Source organism: Mycobacterium sp. 2-64 (assembly GCF_035918375.1).
In the GTDB taxonomy this organism is placed as follows: domain Bacteria; phylum Actinomycetota; class Actinomycetes; order Mycobacteriales; family Mycobacteriaceae; genus Mycobacterium; species Mycobacterium intracellulare.
Genome location: NZ_CP142361.1, coordinates 800,291 through 818,219, shown reverse-complemented (window position 1 = coordinate 818,219; position 17,929 = coordinate 800,291). Strand labels below are relative to the sequence as shown.

Genomic DNA, 17,929 nt, shown 5'->3' with positions numbered 1-17,929 from the left:
ACTCCTGGTCCTGGGCTTCCTCAGCGACCGTGCTTCTTGCCGGTACGCCGGCGTCGCACGATGAGCTTGTTGCTGGCCTTGTTCGGATGGCGGGTGCGGCCCTCGGGCTTGCCCCACGGGCTCACCGGGTGGCGACCACCGGAGGTCTTGCCCTCACCACCACCGTGCGGGTGATCCACCGGGTTCATGACCACACCACGGACCGAAGGGCGCTTGCCCTTCCACCGCATGCGGCCGGCCTTCCCCCAGTTGATGTTCGCCTGCTCGGCGTTGCCCACCTCGCCGACGGTGGCGCGGCAACGCACGTCGACGCGACGGATCTCGCCGCTGGGCATACGCAGCGACGCGTAGGTGCCCTCCTTACCGAGCAACTGAATGCTCGCGCCGGCCGACCGCGCCAGCTTGGCGCCACCGCCCGGCCGCAGTTCCACGGCGTGGATCACGGTACCGGCCGGGATGTTGCGCAGCGGCAGGTTGTTGCCCGGCTTGATGTCCGCGTTCGGACCCGTTTCCACCACGTCGCCCTGCGAAAGTCCCTGCGGCGCAATGATGTAGCGCTTCTCGCCGTCCAGGAAGTGCAGCAACGCGATGTTGGCGGTCCGGTTGGGGTCGTATTCGATGTGGGCGACCTTGGCGTTGACGCCGTCCTTGTCGTTGCGGCGGAAGTCGATCACCCGGTAGGCGCGCTTGTGGCCGCCACCCTTGTGGCGGGTGGTGATGCGGCCGTGCGCGTTACGCCCACCGTGGCCGTGCAGCGGCCGAACCAACGACTTCTCCGGGGTGGAACGGGTGACCTCGGAGAAATCGGACACGCTTGCGCCGCGACGGCCGGGGCTCGTCGGCTTGTACTTACGAATTGCCATGTCTAATCAGGTCTTCCTCTCGCGGCGGCTAGGCCGGTGCCCCGAACAGATCGATCGGCTTGCTACCCGGCGCCAGCGTGACGATGGCCCGCTTGGTGCTCTTGCGCTTGCCGAACCCGGTCCTGGTGCGCTTGCGCTTACCCTGCCGGTTCGCGGTGTTCACCGATGCGACCTTGACGGAGAAGATCTTCTCGATGGCGATCTTGATCTGCGTCTTGTTCGAATCGGGGTGCACCACGAACGTGTACACGTTGTCATCGAGGAGCGAATAGGACTTCTCCGAGATGACCGGGGCCAAGATGATGTCGCGGGGGTCAGTGACGGTCGCCATCAGGCCGAAACCTCCTCGGGAGTACCGGTGTTGGCGCTGATGTAGGCGTTGAGGGCCTCCACGCTGAACACCACGTCGTCGGAGCGGAGCACGTCATAGGTGTTGAGCTGGCCGGGTGTCAGGATGTGCACACCGGGAAGGTTGCGCACGCTCTTGGCGCCCGCCTCGTCGCTGCGTCCGATCACGACCAGCACCTGCTTGCGCTCGGTCAGCGTGCCCAGGAACGCCCTGGCGCTCTTGGTCGACGGGGTCTGGCCGGCGACGATTTCGGTGACCGCGTGGATGCGCCCGTTGCGCGCCCGGTCGGACAGCGCACCGCGCAACGCCGCGGCGATCATCTTCTTGGGCGTGCGCTGGCTGTAGTCACGCGGCTTGGGGCCGTGCACGACGCCACCGCCGGTGAACTGCGGGGCCCGCGTGGAACCCTGCCGGGCGCGGCCGGTTCCCTTCTGCCGGTAGGGCTTACGGCCACCGCCGCTGACGTCGCCGCGCGTCTTGGTCGAGTGCGTGCCCTGGCGCGCCGCCGCCCGCTGGGCGGTGACGACCTGGTGCATCAGCGCGATATTGGCCGGGGCGTCGAACAATTCGGCCGGCAACTCGATCGAGCCTTCGACCTTGCCGGCCGGTGTCTTGACGTCGATCTTGAGCGTCTTGGAACCTTGTGCTGCCATCACTTCTCACCTCGTTTGACCGCGCTGCGGACCACCACGAGTCCACCGGTGCGGCCGGGGACCGCACCCTTGATCAGCAGCACGCCGTTCTCGGTATCGACCTTGTGCACCAACAGGTTTTGGACGGTCACCCGGTCGTTACCCATCCGGCCCGCCATCCGCGTGCCCTTGAACACGCGGGCGGGGGTGGCGCAACCACCGATGGAACCCGGGCGACGGTGCACCGCCTGGGCACCGTGACTGGCGCCCTGACCACGGAAACCGTGGCGCTTCATGGTGCCCGCGAAGCCCTTTCCCTTGGAGGTTCCGGTGACGTCGACGTAGCTGCCGTCGGTGAAGATCTCGGCCGTCAGCTCCTGGCCGACCTGGTATTCCGCCGCCGCGTCCGGGTTGTCCAGCCGCAGCTCGGCCAAGAACCGGCGCGGGTTGACGCCCGCGGCCGCGTACTGACCGGTCACCGGCTTGTTGACCTTGCGCGGACTGATCTCGCCGTACGCCAGCTGCACGGCGCTGTAGCCGTCCTGCTCCGGCGTGCGGATGCGGGTCACCACGTTCGGCCCGGCCTTGACGACCGTCACCGGCACAATCCTGTTGTTCTCGTCGAATACCTGCGTCATGCCCAGCTTGGTACCGAGAATGCCCTTACGCGCCATTGCTCTGTAACCCCCTACTGGATGTTGACGTCGACACTGGCCGGAAGGTCGATGCGCATCAGCGCGTCAACGGTCTTCGGCGTCGGGTCGAGGATGTCGATCAGCCGCTTGTGCGTGCGCATCTCGAAGTGCTCCCGCGAGTCCTTGTACTTGTGCGGAGAGCGGATGACGCAATACACATTCTTCTCGGTCGGCAGCGGCACCGGCCCTACGACGCTGGCACCCGTGCGGACGACGGTCTCGACGATCTTGCGCGCCGACGCGTCGATAGCCTCATGGTCGTAGGCCTTAAGCCTGATGCGGATCTTCTGTCCCGCCACGCTTCTCCTACCCTCGCTCCTGTTGAGGCCCGGTTTCCGGGCTCAAATAATCCATGTCCTCAGTGCCACCGGCGCGCCGATCGGGCCGGCCGATGTTGGCCGATCGAGCGTTGCGCCGGATAGTGCGCCGCTGTTTACCTGTCGTGGTCCACCGGCCCCCGCGGTCGGGTGTGTCACCCTCGCGCGGCCTCGGCGCGCCGATTTCACGATCGAAATTCGTCGCACTCGAAGGATGGGACCGGACGCGCCCGTTTGGACGCTGGTCGTATGCCCGACCAGGCGCAAACCCGGCTCAAGGCAACCTGAACAGTATGCCCTAGATCGGGGCCCGAACAAAATTCGGGCGAGATCGCGGGCCCAATCCGTCACGCCCGGCCCGGACGCCGTCGCTACGCGACGCTAACGCCCAGGTCAGAGGCCTTGAGATGGCCGGTGCCGAGGCCAAGACTAGTGCCATGAGCACACCGACCGTCGATCCGGAAACCGCGCAGGCCGTCAAGGTGTTCGCCGACCCCACCGCGTACGCCGACGAGCCGCGGCTGCATGCGGCGCTGGCGCACCTGCGCGCGCACGCACCGGTGTCGTTGGTCGACTGTCCGCCGTACCGGCCGTTCTGGGCGATCACCAAGCACGCCGACGTCATGGAGATCGAGCGGGCCAACGACCTGTTCCTCAACGAGCCGCGGCCGCTGCTGGCCCCCGCCGAGGCCGACGACTTCGCGCGCGCCCAGCTGGACGCCGGGATGGGCCTGCGCACCCTGATCCACATGGACGACCCCCGGCACCGGGTGGTGCGCGCGATCGGTGCCGACTGGTTTCGACCCAAGGCCATGCGCGCGCTGAAGGTCAGGGTCGACGAGCTGGCCAAGAGCTACGTCGACAAGATGATGGCCGCGGGCGGCGAATGCGATTTCGTGCAGGAGGTCGCCGTGAACTACCCGCTGTACGTGATCTTGTCGCTGCTGGGCCTGCCGGAATCGGATTTCCCGCGCATGCTCAGACTCACCCAGGAACTGTTCGGCGGCGACGACGAGGAGTTCAAGCGGGGCACCACGCCCGAGGAGCAGATGCAGATCCTGCTCGACTTCTTCGGCTACTTCAGCGATCTCACCGCGGCGCGGCGGGCCCACCCCACCGACGACCTGGCGTCGGCGATCGCCAACGCGCGCGTCGACGGCGAGCCGCTGTCGGACGTCGACACGGCCTCCTACTACGTCATCATCGCGACCGCCGGGCACGACACCACGAGCGCCACCATCGCCGGCGGGCTGCAGGCGCTGATCGAAAACCCCGACCAGCGCGCCCGGTTGACCGCCGACCCCGCACTGATGCCGCTGGCGACCGAGGAGATGATCCGCTGGGTGACGCCGGTCAAAGAGTTCATGCGCACCGCGGTCGCCGACACCGCCGTTCGCGGGGTGCCGATCGCCGCGGGCGAATCGGTGTATCTGTCCTACGTGTCGGCGAACCGCGACGAGGACGTGTTCGACGACCCGTTCCGGTTCGATGTCGGCCGAGACCCCAACAAGCACTTGGCCTTTGGCTACGGCGTGCACTTCTGCCTGGGGGCCGCGCTGGCCCGCATGGAGGTGAACAGCTTTTTCACCGAACTGTTGCCCCGGCTGGAGTCCGTCGAGTGCGCCGGGGAACCCGAACTCGTCGCCACCACGTTCGTGGGTGGTCTCAAGCACCTGCCGATTCGGTATTCGCTGCGTTAGCCCGATTGGTCTGGACGTGGAGGAAGCCGTCGACCGCCGCCAGCGCGCATTCGCGGTAGTCGAAATCGGGCAGGGTGGACAGGCGGCCGAGCACCAGGGGTCCGATGAGCATGGCGATCGCCCGGGATCGGTCCACCTCGCCCAGCTCGGCGGCCTCCGGGCTGTCGAAGATGACGTCGAACGGCTCCGCGTACTGCTGAGCGATCCGCTCGCGCAGGGTGGTGATCGCCGCGCTGTCGGCATTGGCGCTGTGCCGGGGTTCGGGCAGCCCCTCCAGGTCACGCCCCAGCGCCAGCCAGGACATCGCCGTCATGAGGGTGGGCGCGTGGGCCACGGATTCGGCCTGGGCCAACACCACCGCGACCAGCCGGTCCCGCAGCGATCCCTCGGCCGGCGGGGTCGGTGACGCCGGTATCAGGCTGTTGAAAGCCGCTGCCAGCAAGTCGTTTCCGCTCGGAAAGTGGCGATACAGGGTCGCCCTGGCCACGTTGGCGGTGCGGGTGACCGCGTCGACCGTCACCGCGCTGGGACCCCCGGCCCGCAGCAGCGTGACGGCGGCGTCCAGCAGCCTGGCCCGCGACCTCGCGGGGCGCGGGTCGGTCGTCCCGGCGGTAATGGCGACCACCTCCTGTCTGAGACGAGACTATCGGGTCGAAACGAATTCTGACGCCCGGTGCCCGATCATCACGATGGTGGCGTGCGGACCGCGGCTGGTGATCGTGGGCAGGACCGAGCCGTCGATCACCCACAGGTTGTCGATGCCGTAGACCCGGCACAGGGGGTCGACGACGGCCCGCGGGTCGCCGTCGACACCCATCGGCGCGGTGCCGCACAGATGCTGCGAGGTGGACCAGACCGCCGTCGCGGAACCGATTGTGCTGCCAGCCAATTCGTGGGCCAAGTCGATGCCCCGGCGCAGGTCCGCGACGTCGTCGGGCTCGCTGTCGTAGCGGTGCTCGATGCGCGGCGCCACGTCGGGATCCGACGAGACCAGCGTGATGCGGCCCCGCGCGCGCGGTTGCATGAGGGCCACCCCGATGTGCGGCCAATCGGCGTGCCCGGCGGTGCCGTCGCCGGTCATCGCCACGAATCCACCGGTGTACGGCCTGATCTCGAGGCCGTCGGCCGTGCTCAGCACCACCTCGAGCACCGGGCGCCCGGGGGCCACCGTCCAGTCGGTGGGCAGCACCCACTCGGCGTGATCGCTGAACGACGCCCCCACCGGCAGCGCCGCGACCACCGGCACCCCGGCGGCCGCCAGCGCGTCGGGGTCGCCGATGCCCGAGAGCATGAGGAGGTGCGCCGTTTCAATGGCGCCGCCGCACAACACGATTCGGTCGGCGGTGAACGCGGTGTGGCCGTCCGGCCCGATCGCGTCCACGCCCACCGCGACGCTCCCGGCGAAGCGCAGCCGCACCGCCCGGGTCCGCGCGTGCAGGCGCAGGTTCGGCCGGCTCAGCGCCGGGATGAGATACGCGGTGCCGGACCCCCTGCGCACGCCGTCGACGATGTTGAGCGGGACGGCGCCTATCCCCGAAATCGGTTCAGCCGCAACGTCGTTGAGGTCGGCGATCCAGCCGAATCCGGCGCGCTGGGCGGCGGTGATGAAACGCTCCGTGGTTCCCGTCATCTCGTGGGTGCGGCGCACCAGGATGGGGCCGCTGTCGCCGTGGGCGGGACCGTCGAAGTCCAGGTCGGTCTCGATGGCCCGGAAGCTGTCCAGCACCTCGGACCATCCCCAGCCCGGTAGGCCGATGCGGTCGAAGTCGCGGGGCAATCCGCGGCAGAAGTAGCCGCCGTTGATGGCTCCCGATCCGCCCACCGTGGCCCCCCGCACCAGGGGGTGCTGGCGGACGGGTTCGTCGGTGAGGTGGGTCTGATAGCGCCGGACCAGGGGGCTGCCGACGCCGATCGGCAGCTGCAGACCGTTGGCGGTCTGGGCGAGCAGGCCCGGATCGTCGAGGGCGGGGCCCGTCTCGAGGACGGTGACCGTGCGGTCCGCGTCGGCGGAAAGGCGTTCGGCGACAACCGATCCAGCACTGCCGGCCCCGACGATCAGCACATCGCTGTGCGAGACGGCTGCGGTCAAGGCGGCGGCTAACTGCGGATCTGGGGTTTCAGGGCGCGCACGTTGCGCTCCCGTAGCACACCCCACCACAACCCGAGGCCGTACGCCAGGTCGTCGACGCGCTTGAGCACCAGATAGGTCGGCAGCCCGATCGGTTCGACGTCGTCGCCGACGGCGTCCCGGCGGCGCAGCCAGTCGACCACCCCGTCCATGACGGCCGCGACCAGTACCACCCGCCGGAAGTGCCGCGACATGGTCGCGGCCATCAGCGCAAGCGGCCAGTAGTGCCGGCACAGCGCCGACGCCAGCTGCAGCGCCGCCGACCACAGGCCGCGGCCCGCGATCATGGCGACATCGGCCATCGACGTCTCCGCGCTGCGCATCGCCCGCGCGATGCGCCGCCCCGTCAGGACGGCCAGCACGATGGACGCCAGCCGCGACAGCGTGGACCCGAAGGCCATCAGCGTCCAGGTCATCAGCGCCCAGCCGGAGATCACCACCGGCGCCGTCTTGTCCGGGTGGCGCACCGACAGCGGGGCGGCCGAGCCGCCGTAAAACGCTTTGCGCGCGAGCCAATCCCGCAATTCGGTGCGGTGGTCGTGGGCCACCAGCGCGATCGGCTCGTAACGCAGCCGGACGCCCGACTCGATCAGCCGCCAGCACAGGTCGACGTCCTCGCCGGACTGCAATGTCTCGTCGAACCCGCCAACCTCCCGGATGGCCGAGCAGCGACAGATGATGGCCGCGCTGGGGACATACGACACCGTGCTGTGGGGCAACACCGGGGCCTCGCGCTCACCGAGGTCGAGCGAGGAGTGCACGGCCTCGTAGCGGGCCACCACGTTCTCGTTGTGCGACAGGCCGACAATGCGCGGCGCGACCAGGCCGACGGTGGGGTCGCAGAAGTGACCGAGCAGGGCCTCCAGCCAGCCCCGGCGCGGCGCGACGTCGGAATCCAGGAACGCCACGAAGTCCGTCCGGCAGGCCGCCAGCCCGGTGTTGCGGGCCGCCGCCGGGCCCTTGCTGCGGTGGTGGCGCAACACCTCGATGTCGCAGTGCGCGCCGACGAAGTCTTCGGGCTCGACGGCGTTGAACGAGCCGTCGTCGACCACGACGACGCGCAGCCCGCGCAGCGAGCTCACCAGCCGGCGCACGCCAGAAAGGTTGTTGCGCACCGGGATTACCACGGTCACGTCGTGGTGCGACGGCCCGCCGGCGGGCCTGGGATGGGCGACCGTGGCGTCCAGCAGGGTGCGGGCGAGCTGGGCGCTGAGATCGTCGCGCACCTTCAGCCGGCCGTCGCAGAGCATGTCCTGTGCCGCCGGGGCCAGCTTCAGCAGCCGGGTCGGCGAACCGCCGAGCAGCGCCGAGCCGTCGCCGAGCACCCGCACGCGGCGGTCGACCTGGACCGCGAAGCCGTCGGGCAGCCGGGGCGCCGAGGAGGTCATGTCAGCATCCCGTCGGGGCCGGGCCCCCAGCGGGCGACGCGGCGGACACACTCGTCGACCATCTCGGCGACGATGCGCTCGCCCTCGGCGGCGGTGGCGGTGGTCGGGTCGCCCAGCACGCCGACCGGGCTGACCGCCGCGACTCCCCCGCGGCGCATCGGCCCGAGCAACTCCGGCAACGGTGCGGTGTTGCCGGCGCGCCACCGGTCGGTCCGGACATCGGCTGGCGAGATATGCAGCAACACCGATGTTTCGGTATGCCCGGCGTGGGCGTCACCGCCGGGGGCCACACAGGGGCACCACCCGGCGTCGCGGCCCTCGGCGCGCAGCCTGGCCACCGCGGCGCCCAGCGCGGCGACGTTGCCGCCGTGGCCGTTGACGAAGACCAGGCGCCGGGCCCACGTGCCCGCCGACCTGCCGTACTCGACCAGCAGCAGCGTCAGCGCCTCGGTGCCGAGCGAGATCGTCCCGGCAAAGCTCTGGTGCTCGCCGCTCGCGCCGTAGGCGATGGCCGGCGCCACCAGCCACCCGTCGCCGAGGCGCGCGCGAGCGCGCCGGGCGACCGCCGTCGCGATCCGGGTGTCGGTGTCCAGCGGCAGGTGCGGCCCGTGTTGCTCGGTCGAACCCAGCGGAATCATGACCGATGCCGCCGTGCCGGACAGCTGGCTCGACGTCGCTGTTCCTAGTTCGCCGAGTACGGGCACTCGGTGATGGTAGGACGAATTCACCTGGCGTGCACCAATTGTTGAAGCTTGAAAATAACTTTTTTTCCGCGCCGTTCATCGGTCATTCGAATTGTCGGCTCGTTCGTCACGGTTACCCCGCCCGTACCACGATTTCCGTGGCCGTCAAATAATTCCGACAAAGCCGCCCTGGATAGCCCGGCTTTCGTTATCCGCCGGCCGGCGGCACGCCCAGCGCCCGGGTGAAACCGGGCGGCACCAGGATGTCGCCGGGCCCGAGGTCGTGGATCGAGGAATGTCCCAGACCCATCAGGGCCGAGTCGATGCCGCCACGCAAGATGTCGAGGACGTTCTCCACGCCCGGTTGGCCCGCCGCGGCCAGGCCCCACAGGTACGCCCGGCCGATCATCACCGCGCGCGCCCCCAGCGCCACGGCCTTCACGACGTCGCTGCCGCGCCGGATGCCGCCGTCGAGCAGCACTTCGACCTGATCCCCGACGGCCGCGGCGATCGCCGGCAGGGCGCGGATCGAGGCCGGGGTGCCGTCCAGGTTGTTGCCACCGTGGTTCGACACCGAGATCGCCGAAACCCCCGCGTCCACAGCCCTTTTGGCGTCATCGACGCGGATCACGCCCTTGAGCATGAACGGCCCGCCCCACAGTTCGCGAAGCCAGGCGATGTCTTCCCAGGTCGGCGGCGGGGTGCCCATCCACTCGCCGTAGGCCGCGAAGAACGGGGGCCCGGGCTCGCCGCGGCGGCCCTGGTTGGGCACCCGCAGCTCCGGCGGCCGCATGGTCTTCGCCCACTGCAGAAACCACCGCGGCTTGGTGATCACCTCCGGGCTCATCTTCAGGATGGTCTTGAGGTCCATCTTCTCCGGGATCGAGGGGCTGCCCCAGTCCCGGCCGTGCGAGAAGCTCCAGTCGGTGGTGACGATCAGGCCTGCCGCGCCGGCCGCCCGGGCGCGCTCGACCCGCGCCGCGATCGCGTCGCGGTCACCCAGCCAGTACAGCTGGAAGAACAACTTGGGGTTCGCCGCGATGACCTCTTCGATCGGCTTGCTGGCGAACGAGGACAGGCCCATGGCGGTGCCGCGGGCGGCGGCGGCCCGCGCGACGGCCACCTCGCCGTCGGGGTGCACGGCCTGCACGCCGGTCGGTGAGATCAGGACGGGCATCGAAATGTCCTGCCCCATAACGCTGGTCGACATGTCGCGCTTGGCCGGCGCGCCGACGACGTGGGGGGCGAAACCGAGCTCACCGAAGGCTTCGACGTTGTCGGAAACCGTGATTCCCTTTTCGCTGGCCGAAATCAGCGACGAATAGGCCGATTTCGGCAGCCGGCGCTTGGCGCGTTGCTGCGCGATGGCAACGGTTTCAAACCATTTCTCGGCCATTGTCACACCGGGCTTTCATTACACAGGCGCGCCGGCGGCGCCGCGGGCGTGACCGTCGGTGGCCGCAGCGACAGCGTGAGCGGCACCGGTTGGCGGATGCGCTTGCCGCGGGAGTGGTCGGCCCGGGGGCGCGGCGTCTCGCGGTCGTGCGCCAGCGCCGACGCGCTGTGGCCCTGAACGCATTCGGGGTCCGGCCCGTCCAGCGGCAGCCCGGTGAAGAACTTGGCCGCCATGCAGCCGCCCCGGCAGCTGTCGTAATGCCCGCAACTGCCGCAGGCGCCCGCCGACTGCGGTTCGCGCAGCTCGCGGAACAACGGGGCGTTCTTCCACACGTTGTCAAAGCCGCCGTCCGACAGCACGTTTCCGGCCAGGAAGCGGTCATGGATGGCGAACGGGCAGGCGTACACGTCGCCGACGGGGTCGATCAGGCACACGACGCGGCCCGCGCCGCACATGTTCAGGCCGGCCAGCGCGCCGGACTGACCGAGCGGGGCCAGGTGGAAGAAGGAGTCGCCGGTGAGCACCCGCTCGCCCTTGGCGACCAGCCAGTCGTACAGCTGGACCTGCTGGTCGGCGGTGGGGTGCAGCTCCTCCCAGACATCGGCGCCGCGCCCGGACGGGCGCAGCCGGGTGATCCGCAGCGTGGCGCCGTAACGGCTTGCCAGCGCGGCGAATTCGTCGAGCTGGTCGACGTTGTGCCGCGTGACGACCACGGAAATCTTGGCGTCTTTGAAGCCGGCGTCGGCCAGGTTTTCCAGCGCCCGCACCGCCATGTCGAACGACCCGGGTCCACGCACCGCGTCATTGACCTCGGCGGTGGCGCCGTCCAGCGAGATCTGGACGTCGACGTAGTCGCTGGCCGCCAACCGCGCGGCGACCTCGGGCGTGATCCGGACGCCGTTGGTGGAGAACTTGACGCCGACGTGATGGGCGGTCGCGTAGTCGACGAGCTCCCAAAAGTCCGGGCGCACAGTGGGTTCCCCACCACCGATGTTGACGTAGAACACCTGCATGCGTTCCAGCTCGTCGATGATGTCCATGCACTGACGGGTGGACAGCTCGCGCGGATCCCGCTTGCCCGACGACGACAGGCAGTGCACGCAGGCCAGGTTGCAGGCGTAGGTGAGCTCCCAGGTGAGGCAGATGGGCGCGTCGAGCCCGTGCTCGAACTGCTCGATCAGCCGCGGTACGGCCGCTTGGGTCGGTGCGGTCATTGATGGTCCTCCCGGGGCACCAGCATCTTGGAGTCGACGAGTACACCCAGCGCGTGCAGGTAGGGACCCTGCCCCGCGTCGTCGATGCCCGCCGCGCGACAAGCGGAGCGGACGTCGGGGTGCTCGGCCAGCGACTGCACCACCGTGAGGATGCTGCGGTTCTTCAAAAACGACAGCTTGCGGGTGCCGAAGTGATAGAGCAGCGCGCCGAACGGTTCCGGCCGCACCGCCACCTGCGGGTGCAGTCGCCAGCCGCGATCAGGATCGAACACGGTGTCGCCGGCGGGGCGAGCCGTTTCGGCCTGCGCGGGCGCAGGCACGGTCAGTAGACCCCGCACATGCCGTCGATGGACACCTCTTCGACCAGGGTCTCGGTGACGAGCTGGGTGTCAGTTTCGGTCTCGTGGTCCACGGGGCCTTGCCTTTCGTCGGGTCTTGACAACGATGGGGTCTGAGTCACACTCGCCGCCAGAATATGGCATCGAGTGCCGAAATGGAAGGGCGGGGTCCGAAGATGCCGCAGCCGCGGGTGGGCAGGCGCCGCTCGACCACGCCGGCCCACATCACCGACGTGGCCATCGACCTGTTCACCGCCCGCGGTTTCGCCGACGTGAGCGTCGACGACGTCGCCCACGCCGCCGGCATCTCCCGCCGCACGCTCTTTCGCTACTACGCGTCCAAGAACGCCATCCCGTGGGGCGATTTCGACACTCACCTCGCCCACCTCCGCGACCTGCTCGACAACGTGGATTCCCGGGTGCGCCTGGGCGATGCCCTGCGCGCGGCGTTGTTGGCGTTCAACACCTTTGACGAGTCCGAGACCGCCCGCCATCGCCAGCGCATGCGGGTGATCCTGCAAACCGCTGAGCTGCAGGCGTATTCGATGACGATGTACGCCGGCTGGCGCGAGGTGATCGCCGGGTTCGTGGCCCGCCGTTGCGATTGCAAGACAACCGACCTGCTGCCGCAGACCGCCGCCTGGACGATGCTGGGGGTGGCGCTGTCGGCCTACGAACACTGGCTCAGCGATGAGTCCGTCCCGCTGCCGGTCGCCCTGGGCAATGCCTTCGACGTGGTCGGCGCGGGGCTGAACGAGCTGGACACTTGAGCGTCGAGCACCTGGCGCACACGCTGCGCGCCCAGGGCAGGTTCTGCGCCTCGTCGGGCTCCGCGATGTACGGCGAGCTGTTCGAGCTGGTGGCCGCCGACGTCGAAGCCGGCGGCGTGTTCGCGGCCATCCTGTCCCGGCACCGCCACGCCCCCTCGCGCGACGCGGTGCCGCTTCGGCTGCTCGGCGGGCTGCACCGGCTGGTGCTCGACGGCCGGGCGGCGCACCTGCGCCGCTGGTACCCCAGCACCGGCGGGAGCTGGAACGCCGGAGCGGCCTGGCCTCAGATCCGCGACGCCGCGGCCGGCCACGCCGATGCGCTGCGCGCGGCGCTGGATCAACCCCCGCAGACCAACGAGGTGGGTCGATCGGCCGCACTGATCGGCGGCTTGCTGCACCTCAATCAATCCGGTTTGCCGATAAGGCTTTTCGAGATCGGGTCGAGCGCGGGGCTGAACCTGCGAGCCGACCACTACCTTTACCGGTTCGCCGGGAGCCAGTGGGGGCCGCCCGACTCGCCGGTGGCCATCGACGACGCGTGGCGCGGCGCGCTGCCGCCCGGGCGTGACGTGCGGATCGCCGAGCGGTGTGGCTACGACATCGCGCCGATCGACGTCGGCGACACCGACGGGGAGCTGACCGTGCTGAGCTACGTCTGGCCCGACCAGGCCACGCGGCTGGCCCGGCTGCGCGGGGCCATCGAGGTGGCCCGCCGGGTCCCGGCCCGGCTCGAACGCCGGACGGCGGCCGGCGCGGTCGCCGGCCTGCGGGTGGCCGACGGCGCGCTCACCGTCCTCTGGCATTCCATCACCTGGCAATACCTGTCGGCCGACGAGCGCGACGCCGTGCGCGCCCACGTGGACGCGCTGGCCGCACGGGCCGGCGCGCGCTCACCGTTCGCCCACCTCACGATGGAGCCGGCGAGCGATGGGCCCGGCGCCCCGATCAGGTTCGAGGTGTGCGCCCGCAGCTGGCCGGACGGCGAATCGCGCGTGCTGGGCGAATGCCACCCGCACGGCCCGCCGGTGCACTGGCGGTAAAACGCATGCGGCCGAATTGCCGGACTAGGCCCGGCAATTCGGCCGCATTGACGTTGCGTGTACTAGGTCCCCATGAAGGTCATCGGATCGTGCAGCACCCGGGTGCCGTCGTGCAATCCGTTGATGGCCTCCATGTGCTCGGACTCCAAAGTGAAGTCGAACACGTCGAGGTTCTGGGCCACGCGCTCGGGCTTGGACGACCGCGAGACGACCACGTTGTCCAACTGCAGGTTCCACCGGACCAGCACCTGCGCCGGCGTGCGGCCGTACTCGGCGGCGATCGCCGTCACGGTCGGGTCCTCGAGCATCTTGCCGACGCCCAGCGGACTGTAGGACTGCGTGGTCACGTCGTGCTGGGCGTGCGCCTGGCGCAGCTCGGCCTGGTTGAGGCGCGGGTGCAGCTCGACCTGGTTCACCGCGGGCACCTCGTCGGTCTCCTCGATGACGTTCGCCAGCAGTTCCTCGGTGAAGTTGCAGACGCCGATCGAGCGGACGTGCCCCTCGTCGCGGGCGACCTTCATGCCCTCGAAGCTCTCCACGTACTTGCCCAGCTTCGGCGCCGGCCAGTGGATCAGGTAGAGGTCGAGGTAATCCAGCCCAAGACGGTCCAGGCTCTCCTTGCACGACTCCTGGGCACTCTGGAAGCCCTGCCTCGAGGTGCCCAGCTTGGTGGCGACGAACAACTCCTCACGCGGGATGCCCGACGCGGCGATCGCCCGCCCGACGGCTTCTTCGTTTCCGTACGAGGCAGCGGTGTCGATGAGGCGGCAGCCAGCCTCCAGGGCCGCGAGTACCGAGCTTTCCGTCTCCTCATCGGACAATTTGGCTACGCCCAAGCCGAGTACGGGCATCTTCGCCTCGTCGTTGAGAGCGACGGTCGGAATCACGCTGGAAGCGCTGTATATCTCATCAATCACTGTCACTTTTCAATCACCTGCCTGCCAGGTTGGGGTGTGGGGTTTCTTCGACGTAAACGATTCAGGGACAACACACCAGGCGGCTTATGCCAACCCCTTCTGGTGCGTATGGGCCCCATACATCGTTCGCTTGGAGACAATAACCGAGCCGGGCGGACGGCGCCCGGACCGAGGCGGTCGACGTCGCATTAGCAAAAAAACGCGAGCTCAGAAGTTACGTCTTTCCAGCACAATAAGATTGGCGATGGAATTTTGGCAATTTTGTGACACCGCAAACACGAGCGCCCGGTGCCCTCGACGAAGACAAACGAAACCTCAAACCGATGTGATGTGCAACACCATCGAATTGCGTTGTGGCGCATCACCGATTTCAGCGTAATTCTCCCTGGGGCAGGCGCCTTACCGGCGAAAACACCGACAATGGTGCGTGTTTCACTCCCGGGGGAACGGACATAGCTGCGTCGTGATGCGAACGTGATATACCGTGATGCGACTGTGATGTGAAATCACCTGTCCCCTATCCTCGAGAGACGCGACCACGCGCTACCCCTGGAAGCGAGGCAAGTCTGTCGCATGAAGACAATGCAAGAGCTTTTCGAAATTGCCTGGCAAGCAACGCAAATCGGTGCCGCCACGCTCAAGAAATCACAGCCGAGCTCGGTGCAGCACAAGGGAGACCGTGACCTGGTCACCGACATCGACCTCGCGATCCAGCGTGACATCGCCGACTACCTGGCCCAAACCACACCCGAGATCCCACTGTTGGCCGAAGAGTCCGAGCAACAGCCGGACATCGAAACCTCCGAGTGGCTCTGGGTACTCGACCCCATCGACGGAACGTCGAACTTCGTCCACGGGCTGCCGTTGTGCGCCGTATCACTGGCGCTGATGCGCACCGGGCGCACCGTGGTCGCGGTCACCCACGCTCCCCTGCTCGGCAAGACCTACCACGCCATCGAGGGCAAGGGCGCTTTCCTGGGCGGCCAGCGGATCAACGCCAGCGCCGCCGACAGCCTCAGCGGGGCCATCGTGTCGCTCGGCGACTACGCCGTCGGCCACGACGCCGGCAGGCTGAACGAGCACCGGCTGGCGCTCACCGCCGAGCTGGTGCCGCGGGTCGAGCGCATCCGCATGATCGGGGCGGCGACCCTGGACCTCGCGTTCGTCGCCGAGGGCGCCCTGGACGCCTGCGTGATGATGTCCAACAAGCCCTGGGACACCGCGGCGGGGACCCTCATCGCCCGGGAAGCGGGGGCGCAGCTCACCGACGCCCAGGGCAATCCCCACACCCACAAGTCCGCGTCGACGGTCATCAGCGCGCCGGGCATCGCCGAGCAACTCGCGACGGTGATCCGCAACACCGAGAACGTCGGCGACCGGTACGCGACCGCCGTCGGCTAGCGAAGGCTCAGCCCAGCACTTCCGAAATGGGCACGGCCGCAGCGATTTTGGCGCGCATCTTCATGACCTTGCCGGGCATCCCGCCGCCGACCACGCCGGCCAGGGCGCCGTCGCGTTCGTAGTAGGCCAGGAACTTGCGACCGTCGTCCTCGACTACGTGCACGATGTCGTCGGCCTCCGGCTCACCCAGGCACTGGATCTTGACGTCGTATTGGTCGCTCCAGAAGTAGGGAACCACCACCGCGGTGGGCACGTCCTGCCCCAGCATCGCGGGCACCACGGCGCGGGCCTGATCGGCGACATTGCTCCAATGTTCCACGCGCCCTTGGTGTCCCGTCGCGTCACGCCACGACGCGACGTCCCCGAGCGCCCACACGTTCGGCGCGCTGGTGCGCCCGGCCTCGTCGCAGATGACGCCGTTGTCGACGTCAACTCCGCTGCCCTCGAGCCATTCGGTCGCCGGGCGCGACCCGATGCCGACCACCACCACGTCGGCCGCCAACTCGGTGCCGTCGCTCAACACCACCGCCTCGACGCGCGTGTCACCGCGCACCTCCGCCACGCCGACCCCGAGCCGGACGTCGACGCCTTCGGCGCGGTGCAGCCGGGCCACCAGCTCACCGATCTGTTCGCCGAGCACCGCGGCCAGCGGAGTGGGCTGGGGCTCCACCAGCACCACGTCCACCCCCAGGCTGCGCAGGCTGGCCGCCACCTCGCAGCCGATGAAGCCGGCGCCGATGACGACGGCGCGCTGCGCCGCGGACGCGTGCTCGCGCAGCGCCAGGGACTCGTCGAACGAGCGCAGCACCCGGATGCCCTCGAGGTCGGGGATCGACGGGATGCGTCGCGGTACCAGCCCGGTGGCGATGACGAGTTCGTCGTAGCGAAGCGTCGTCCCGTCGTCGAGCGTCACCGTCTGCGCCGCGGTGTCCAGGCTTGTCGCGGCCGATCCCAGCCGCAGGGTGATGTCGTTCTCGTCGTACCACTCGCGCGGTTTGAGCGCGGTGTCGTCGACCTCTTTGCGCAGCACCTCTTTCGACAGCGGCGGGCGGTCATACGGCAGGTGGACCTCGTCGCTGACGAGCGTGATGGGCCCGGAATACTCCGATTTCCGCAGCTGCTCGGCGGTGCGGGCGGCGGCCAATCCGCCGCCGACGATCACGATTCCGTTGGTGGCGCTCGCGTCAGTACTCACGTGGAGTTCTTAGCACGGTGGCCGGTCAGTACTTTAGGGCACCCTTATCTACCGGGATCTGCGTGCCGGTCAGTGTGCCGGACCCGTCGCCGGCGAGCCACGCCACGACGTCGGCGACTTCGTCGGCCGTCATGAAGCCGTTGGGCTGCACCGGCATTGGCGGGAAGCTGTGCACGAAGCTGGGATGCCTGCCGAAGATCTCCATCATCGCTTCGGGCTCGATCATCGGGGTTTCGACCGAGTACGGATGGATCGAGTTGACCCGGATGCCGTATTCGCCGAGCTCGATCGCGAGGGTATTGGTGAGCGCGGTGAGCCCGTGCTTGCTGGCCGAGTAGTGGCCGTTGCCCGGTGTGGCCTTGAGCCCCGCCGAGGAGCTGACCACGACGATGGAACCGCCGTTGCCCGCCTCGATCATCGCGGGCACGGTGGCGCGCAGCGTGCGCCAGGTGCCGGTCAGGTTGACCCCGATGACGGCGTCCCACTGCTCGTCGGTGAGCTCCCAGACGCGGCCCCAGCTCAGCACTCCCGCGTTGGCGACCACGATGTCGAGCCGGCCGAACTGTTCCATCCCGTCGGCCACCAGCTCCCGCAGCGCGGCGTCGTCGCGGACGTCGAGGACGCGGGTCAGGATCTTGCGCCCCTGCCCCTCCACCAGGCGCGCGGTCTCGTCGAGGTCCTCGGGGGTGGCGGGCGGGTAGGTCACGCTGGCCGATGCCGGCGCGCAGATGTCGAGCGCGATGATGTCGGCGCCCTCGGCGGCCAGCCGCACCGCGTGCGATCGCCCCTGGCCGCGGGCGGCCCCGGTGATGAATGCCACCCGCCCGTGCAGTGATCCAGCCACGTGTAACCCCTTCGACCGCCGACAGACCAAGCCAGGCTAGCAGCGGAACTGAAACGTGT

General features: G+C 68.9%; 20 protein-coding genes and 1 pseudogene. 5 read left to right on the top strand and 16 right to left on the bottom strand.

The genetic code is table 11. From position 1 onward, the window contains the following. Positions 1–20: 20 nt before the first annotated feature. From rplB to rpsJ, 5 genes are read right to left on the bottom strand one after another with little or no spacing between them, the layout of a single operon-like run. Complete coding sequence (gene rplB, locus QGN31_RS03875; protein WP_008260807.1) at positions 21–863, bottom strand: 50S ribosomal protein L2; 843 nt, start codon at positions 861–863, stop codon at positions 21–23. A 28-nt stretch (positions 864–891) separates the two neighbouring features. Beyond that, positions 892–1,194 carry a 50S ribosomal protein L23 gene (gene rplW / locus QGN31_RS03870; RefSeq protein ID WP_003873516.1) on the bottom strand — a complete coding sequence of 101 codons (303 nt, stop codon included), beginning with the start codon at positions 1,192–1,194 and terminating at the stop codon, positions 892–894. Further along, entirely contained in the window at positions 1,194–1,865 is a 672-nt protein-coding gene (gene rplD, locus QGN31_RS03865) for a 50S ribosomal protein L4 (RefSeq protein WP_009957092.1), read from the bottom strand. Before rplD ends, rplW begins: the two co-directional genes overlap by 1 nt. Next, entirely contained in the window at positions 1,865–2,518 is a 654-nt protein-coding gene (gene rplC / locus QGN31_RS03860; protein WP_008260820.1) for a 50S ribosomal protein L3, read from the bottom strand. Before rplC ends, rplD begins: the two co-directional genes overlap by 1 nt. Before the next feature lie 14 nt (positions 2,519–2,532). After that, positions 2,533–2,838, bottom strand: a complete 306-nt coding sequence (rpsJ, locus tag QGN31_RS03855) for a 30S ribosomal protein S10 (protein ID WP_003873519.1) — start codon at positions 2,836–2,838, stop codon at positions 2,533–2,535. 110 nt (positions 2,839–2,948) lie between these two features. On the opposite strand from rpsJ, the pseudogene QGN31_RS26310 reads away from it, so the two are divergent. After that, positions 2,949–3,155, top strand: a pseudogene (locus tag QGN31_RS26310) (hypothetical protein); the annotation flags it as partial. Between the two features lie 138 nt (positions 3,156–3,293). Then, on the top strand, positions 3,294–4,556 hold the full coding sequence (locus tag QGN31_RS03850) for a cytochrome P450 (RefSeq protein WP_009957094.1): 1,263 nt from the start codon (positions 3,294–3,296) through the stop codon (positions 4,554–4,556). Here the strand turns inward: QGN31_RS03850 and QGN31_RS03845 are convergent. The 8 genes from QGN31_RS03845 to mftA form a co-directional block, all read right to left on the bottom strand. After that, positions 4,522–5,076, bottom strand: coding sequence for a TetR/AcrR family transcriptional regulator (locus QGN31_RS03845; RefSeq protein ID WP_026071194.1), 555 nt, complete (start codon positions 5,074–5,076; stop codon positions 4,522–4,524). The genes QGN31_RS03850 and QGN31_RS03845 overlap by 35 nt on opposite strands. A 123-nt stretch (positions 5,077–5,199) precedes the next feature. Then, positions 5,200–6,645, bottom strand: coding sequence for a mycofactocin dehydrogenase MftG (gene mftG / locus QGN31_RS03840; RefSeq protein ID WP_014942913.1), 1,446 nt, complete (start codon positions 6,643–6,645; stop codon positions 5,200–5,202). An 8-nt stretch (positions 6,646–6,653) separates the two neighbouring features. Continuing rightward, positions 6,654–8,072 (bottom strand): mycofactocin biosynthesis glycosyltransferase MftF, encoded by a 1,419-nt coding sequence (mftF, locus tag QGN31_RS03835; protein WP_014385805.1) that lies wholly within the window; start codon positions 8,070–8,072, stop codon positions 6,654–6,656. Further along, positions 8,069–8,800: a mycofactocin biosynthesis peptidyl-dipeptidase MftE gene (gene mftE, locus QGN31_RS03830; RefSeq protein ID WP_014942914.1), complete on the bottom strand. Its 732-nt coding sequence runs from the start codon at positions 8,798–8,800 to the stop codon at positions 8,069–8,071. The genes mftF and mftE overlap by 4 nt, the downstream gene beginning before the upstream one ends. A 163-nt stretch (positions 8,801–8,963) precedes the next feature. Continuing rightward, the gene (gene mftD, locus QGN31_RS03825) at positions 8,964–10,151 is read right to left on the bottom strand and encodes a pre-mycofactocin synthase MftD (protein WP_009957097.1); all 1,188 of its coding nucleotides are present in this window, start codon (positions 10,149–10,151) and stop codon (positions 8,964–8,966) included. Positions 10,152–10,153: 2 nt separating this feature from the next. After that, positions 10,154–11,365, bottom strand: a complete 1,212-nt coding sequence (mftC, locus tag QGN31_RS03820) for a mycofactocin radical SAM maturase (protein ID WP_009957098.1) — start codon at positions 11,363–11,365, stop codon at positions 10,154–10,156. Then, positions 11,362–11,703: a mycofactocin biosynthesis chaperone MftB gene (gene mftB, locus QGN31_RS03815; protein ID WP_201358779.1), complete on the bottom strand. Its 342-nt coding sequence runs from the start codon at positions 11,701–11,703 to the stop codon at positions 11,362–11,364. Before mftB ends, mftC begins: the two co-directional genes overlap by 4 nt. Beyond that, positions 11,688–11,777, bottom strand: coding sequence for a mycofactocin precursor MftA (gene mftA, locus QGN31_RS03810; protein ID WP_007773607.1), 90 nt, complete (start codon positions 11,775–11,777; stop codon positions 11,688–11,690). The genes mftB and mftA overlap by 16 nt, the downstream gene beginning before the upstream one ends. A gap of 102 nt (positions 11,778–11,879) precedes the next feature. Here mftA and mftR point away from each other — a divergent pair, with 102 nt between their 5' ends. Both mftR and QGN31_RS03800 read left to right on the top strand, forming a co-directional pair. Next, a complete protein-coding gene (gene mftR / locus QGN31_RS03805) occupies positions 11,880–12,473 on the top strand; it encodes a mycofactocin system transcriptional regulator (protein ID WP_009957101.1) in 594 nt (197 codons plus the stop codon). After that, a complete protein-coding gene (locus tag QGN31_RS03800; protein WP_014383299.1) occupies positions 12,470–13,513 on the top strand; it encodes a DUF2332 domain-containing protein in 1,044 nt (347 codons plus the stop codon). The genes mftR and QGN31_RS03800 overlap by 4 nt, the downstream gene beginning before the upstream one ends. Positions 13,514–13,575: 62 nt before the next feature. Here QGN31_RS03800 and QGN31_RS03795 read toward each other — a convergent pair whose 3' ends face one another. Beyond that, positions 13,576–14,436: an aldo/keto reductase gene (locus tag QGN31_RS03795; protein ID WP_193375520.1), complete on the bottom strand. Its 861-nt coding sequence runs from the start codon at positions 14,434–14,436 to the stop codon at positions 13,576–13,578. 567 nt (positions 14,437–15,003) lie between these two features. Between QGN31_RS03795 and QGN31_RS03790 the strand changes: the two genes are divergently transcribed. Further along, positions 15,004–15,831, top strand: coding sequence for an inositol monophosphatase family protein (locus QGN31_RS03790; RefSeq protein ID WP_009956322.1), 828 nt, complete (start codon positions 15,004–15,006; stop codon positions 15,829–15,831). Between the two features lie 7 nt (positions 15,832–15,838). On the opposite strand, the gene QGN31_RS03785 is transcribed toward QGN31_RS03790, so the two are convergent. Continuing rightward, complete coding sequence (locus QGN31_RS03785) at positions 15,839–17,026, bottom strand: NAD(P)/FAD-dependent oxidoreductase (protein WP_014942918.1); 1,188 nt, start codon at positions 17,024–17,026, stop codon at positions 15,839–15,841. Positions 17,027–17,051: 25 nt separating this feature from the next. After that, on the bottom strand, positions 17,052–17,870 hold the full coding sequence (locus tag QGN31_RS03780; protein WP_014942919.1) for a mycofactocin-coupled SDR family oxidoreductase: 819 nt from the start codon (positions 17,868–17,870) through the stop codon (positions 17,052–17,054). Between the last annotated feature and the right edge of the window lie 59 nt (positions 17,871–17,929).

What these genes read in the sequence shown, in the direction of transcription:
- QGN31_RS03790 (WP_009956322.1), top strand. Translation starts at nt 15,004, where the DNA reads ATGAAGACAATGCAAGAGCTTTTCGAAATTGCCTGGCAAGCAACGCAA.
- mftD (WP_009957097.1), bottom strand. Translation starts at nt 10,151, where the DNA reads ATGGCCGAGAAATGGTTTGAAACCGTTGCCATCGCGCAGCAACGCGCC.
- rplB (WP_008260807.1), bottom strand. Translation starts at nt 863, where the DNA reads ATGGCAATTCGTAAGTACAAGCCGACGAGCCCCGGCCGTCGCGGCGCA.
- rplC (WP_008260820.1), bottom strand. Translation starts at nt 2,518, where the DNA reads ATGGCGCGTAAGGGCATTCTCGGTACCAAGCTGGGCATGACGCAGGTA.
- mftR (WP_009957101.1), top strand. Translation starts at nt 11,880, where the DNA reads ATGCCGCAGCCGCGGGTGGGCAGGCGCCGCTCGACCACGCCGGCCCAC.
- QGN31_RS03850 (WP_009957094.1), top strand. Translation starts at nt 3,294, where the DNA reads ATGAGCACACCGACCGTCGATCCGGAAACCGCGCAGGCCGTCAAGGTG.
- rplD (WP_009957092.1), bottom strand. Translation starts at nt 1,865, where the DNA reads ATGGCAGCACAAGGTTCCAAGACGCTCAAGATCGACGTCAAGACACCG.
- mftC (WP_009957098.1), bottom strand. Translation starts at nt 11,365, where the DNA reads ATGACCGCACCGACCCAAGCGGCCGTACCGCGGCTGATCGAGCAGTTC.
- mftF (WP_014385805.1), bottom strand. Translation starts at nt 8,072, where the DNA reads ATGACCTCCTCGGCGCCCCGGCTGCCCGACGGCTTCGCGGTCCAGGTC.
- rplW (WP_003873516.1), bottom strand. Translation starts at nt 1,194, where the DNA reads ATGGCGACCGTCACTGACCCCCGCGACATCATCTTGGCCCCGGTCATC.